The sequence below is a fragment of the Deltaproteobacteria bacterium genome, assembly GCA_016210005.1.
GTDB lineage: Bacteria > Desulfobacterota > Binatia > HRBIN30 > JACQVA1 > JACQVA1.
The window spans coordinates 1-3,565 of sequence record JACQVA010000122.1 but is presented as its reverse complement, the minus strand read 5'-3'; the positions used below and the strand labels follow the sequence as shown (position 1 = coordinate 3,565).

At 64.4% G+C, this 3,565-nt stretch carries 4 protein-coding genes; 1 reads left to right on the top strand and 3 read right to left on the bottom strand.

Annotated features, from left to right (window positions below; all coding sequences use genetic code 11):
* Positions 1 to 74 precede the first annotated feature (74 nt).
* The 3 genes from HY699_11640 to HY699_11630 form a co-directional block, all read right to left on the bottom strand.
* On the bottom strand, positions 75 to 986 hold the full coding sequence (locus HY699_11640) for a hypothetical protein (GenBank protein MBI4516454.1): 912 nt from the start codon (positions 984 to 986) through the stop codon (positions 75 to 77).
* Between the two features lie 263 nt (positions 987 to 1,249).
* Positions 1,250 to 1,408, bottom strand: a complete 159-nt coding sequence (locus HY699_11635; GenBank protein ID MBI4516453.1) for a hypothetical protein — start codon at positions 1,406 to 1,408, stop codon at positions 1,250 to 1,252.
* 13 nt (positions 1,409 to 1,421) lie between these two features.
* Positions 1,422 to 2,531, bottom strand: a complete 1,110-nt coding sequence (locus HY699_11630) for an FG-GAP repeat protein (GenBank protein ID MBI4516452.1) — start codon at positions 2,529 to 2,531, stop codon at positions 1,422 to 1,424.
* Positions 2,532 to 3,003: 472 nt separating this feature from the next.
* Here HY699_11630 and HY699_11625 point away from each other — a divergent pair, with 472 nt between their 5' ends.
* A complete protein-coding gene (locus HY699_11625) occupies positions 3,004 to 3,240 on the top strand; it encodes a hypothetical protein (GenBank protein ID MBI4516451.1) in 237 nt (78 codons plus the stop codon).
* Positions 3,241 to 3,565 lie beyond the last annotated feature (325 nt).

Genomic DNA, 3,565 nt, shown 5'->3' with positions numbered 1-3,565 from the left:
GGCCTCGATGCGCATGCGAATCGCATCGATCGCACCGACCGGAAAAACCAACCCCGCCGCTTCCACCACCGCCGTCACGCATGTACGTCTACCGCAATCCAACCTCCGTGTCCAGAGGCCACAAGTCGGGCAGGGTCAGCATCTAATGCGGTGTTGCCAAAAAACGTGCTGTTGCGGACGGTCATTGTGTCACCGAAGTTCTGATACAGTGCACCGCCAAACGAGGCGGAACGGTTGCCCGCGAAGCTACTGTTGCTGACGATCGCGGTGCCGGCGTTGTAAATCGCACCTCCCTTGCCGTTTTTGCTAACGTTGTTCGAGAAGGTGCTGTTGAACACCGTCAAAGTGCCGCCGCTTCCGCTATAGATGGCACCCCCAGAGGTGTACGCAATGTTGCCGGAGAAGGTGCTGTTGGTCACCGTCAAGGTGCCGCCGCTGCTGTCGATGGCTGCGCCCGTGCCGCTACCAAGGTTGTCGGAAAACGAGCTACTGGCCACAGTCAACGTGCTACCGCTGCCTCTGTTGCAGATGGCGCCGTAGGTAGTGGTGTGGGAGACGATGCTGTTCGTCACGGTCACCGTGCCGCCCGGGCAGTTGTCGATAGCGCCCCAGTTACCGGAGAGAGTGCTGTTGGTTACTGTCACCGCGCCGCCGACCGAGTTGCTGATGGCGTAGCCGTAAGCCGCGTTGCTGATCGTGACCTGGGAAAGGTTGAGGGTCGCCCCCGTGTTGACAGTGAAAACTCCGGTCGTATTGCCGCCGCTGAGCGTGATGAGCCCCCCGCCGTCGAGGCTTGTATCGACCGCAATGGCCTTTGGTGATGTCACGGTGAGGCTAAATGGGTTCACGCCGCAGCTGAAGGTCACGCTGCCACCGCCAGCGAGTGCAGCGTCGAACGCGGCCTCCGTGCAACTGCTCGGCGTGCCGGCACCAACCCCACCGCCCGCGACGATACGCCCCGGCGCAACAAGAAAGACCAGCGCCACTACACTCAAGGCCGGGAGCTTGGGCCGCAATCGTGCTCTCGTGCCCGTGCAACCGAGAGCGACACTCGCCGTCCGCAGTGTTGCCGTTGTCGCATTGCTCGCCCTCCCAAGGTGGCGGCGGTCGCGGCCGCGAACGTAGATGCGTGCGAACTGCGGGCCACTCATCGAACCTCTCCCCTCGGAACGGACTACGCTGTCAACGATCCCGGACGGACCAGCGCCGATGCGAGCGGCATTCCGCTACCACACTGTGACTTCTCGCGTCAAGAGAAGCTCGCGGAACTCGATCGGCCGCCGCCGGTATTCAGCGCCTCGCTGCTCATGCGGAAGCTCGCGCTCGATGACGGCGGGAATGCGGTCGAGGCAGAGACGAGCAACACCACACCGGTCATCTGCGCGACATGAACCAACGTCTTCTTCATTGTCCTTCCTTTCTCAATTCAGGACGGCAGCCCCAGCCCCGCGCCACCACCTGCGGGCTGGCAGCCCGCGCTCCCAGCGATGGCTTCCCGCAAGTGACGGCATTGCGCCGGGAGCGCGGCCAGCTTGGCCGCAGTCCTTGTGGTTCCTGAACAAGGAACTTCCCATTCCCCCGCTCCGCCCCTGCGGGCTGGCAGCCCGCGCTCGCGGCAGGACCAGCAGCTGGCGATCCTGCCCATCGAGCACATCGATGCCGATAACTCGCGCCCCGCGGCGAGCTGGTTTGCAACCTACCGTCTCAGTCATGGCGTCGGCATGCTCGACTGACTGATTGCCGCGGCTGCGCTCTGAACCGCGGTGCCCATTGACACATTCAACCTCAATCACTTCGCGCCAATTCCCGGCATCGACGCCCGCCAACCGTACGCGCGAGCATCCGACCGAAAGACCCATCCGCGAACGCGTCGGGAAGTCGCCGGGAGCGGTGAGCTTGGCGGTCTGGGTCATGTCGGCCCAGCCGCCGCCTGGCTTGACAAACACGTACGCCGAGCCCTGGTCGGAGTTGGCGCCGATGTCGTCCCAGATCGCCCCAACCACCACCGTGTCCCCGCTGATCGCCACGGAGACGCCGAAGAAGTCACTTGCAGCGCCATCGGCGGCGGTGAGCTTGGCCTTCTGCACGAACGGGTCGACCACCACGGGGTACCGCGCATTCGTATCGTCCACGCGCAGCAGCACTCGGCTGCCGCGCGCCTCCAGCCAGGCGCCCAGATCCCGCCCGTCGGCATCGTAGGCGTGCACACCGCGGTAGCGCAGGATTGCGCGGCCGCCGCCTTGATCGGTCAACGCGATCGCATTGGTTTCCTCATCGCCGGCGCCGTGAAAACCACCGGAGAACTCGACTTCGATCGTCAGCGGGCCGCCGGTACGTGCCGGCGGCGACTCGAGTGTAAACCCTTGCTCCAGCCCCTGTGGCCCGTTCACGTACCACTCCGTCAGGGCACCACGGCGGTACTCGACACGGTTCCTGTCAGCAACCGGTCCGGCCGTCCCAACCGACGACAACTCTTCACCGTAGCCGTAGCCGCTCAGCCTCAAACCCCAGCGCGCCTGACCCGAGCGCATCTGTACACCATCCTCAGTTAGCTCGGCTTCGAAGCCATGGGCGGAGTTGGTGAGGCGATACGCAAGCGGCCCGCCAAGTTGAGAGTCGGTCTTCACCGCATGAAACGTCGCGCTATCGTTTCCGATCGCCGCCGAAATCGCCGCCTGCCCGGCGAGGGGCAACGCGCTCAGCGTCAGCGCCTTCTCTCCGGTCACCGCCGCCGCCGGCACTGTGGCGCCGAGCACGAGGAGGAATAGAAGGACCAAACAATTCCCGGCAGTCCTGGACCGAATCTCTGCGCCCTTCATGTTTCCCTCCCTTTCAGGGATGCCTCAAGTAAAGTGGGCATTGTGCTCCTGTTCGTGGCTCGTGTTCGTGGGACCGTTGCGGTGCTCCCGGAGATTCCTGCGGCTCGGCTCGCCGGACTTGCGTGCCGTCAACCGTTGCACCTGCAGATCTAGAGCGGTATACGTGCCTGGCTGGGAATTCATCGTGGGCGTCGTCGCACTTTCCAGAGTTGACGAAGAACGCGTCGAGCGTTTACGCAAGAGCTTCAAGAAGCGCTCGAAGGCGGAACTCGTGCGGCTCGCACTGGATGAGCTCGAACGCCGCGTCGAGCGCCGGGCGCTGCGTGTTGCCGTTCGCCAATACGTCAAGCAGCACGGTGCACTTGATCGCGCCGAAAACGCTGCCCTCAGCCCCGCGGGTACCGCCCGCCGCGTCTCGTGAGAATCCGGCGCGGATACGCCTACGTGGTCGACTTCAACCCGCGCGTTCGAACCAAGCCGGGCAAAGTTCGTCCCGCCATCGTCGTGCAGGACGTACTATGGCCGAAAGCCTTGGCGTCGCGCGCAGATTTCCCTCCGTCATTCCCGCAAGCTTCTGGCGCCTGCCCCCACGAAGGTGGAGGGGAATCCATCCGGAGCCCCACCGCCCCTGGATGCCCGCCCCACACCTTCGCGGGGGCAGGCTCTAAAGATTGCGGGCATGACGGAATACCCCTGTCGAGCTTTGGGTTGCGGGCGTCAGCCCGCGCTAGGCGCCGTCGAAGGGC

Bases quoted from the DNA above. Each gene is read 5' to 3' on its own strand.
- HY699_11630 (MBI4516452.1), bottom strand. From the start codon at position 2,531: ATGCGCTCGGGTCAGGCGCGCTGGGGTTTGAGGCTGAGCGGCTACGGC.
- HY699_11635 (MBI4516453.1), bottom strand. From the start codon at position 1,408: ATGAAGAAGACGTTGGTTCATGTCGCGCAGATGACCGGTGTGGTGTTG.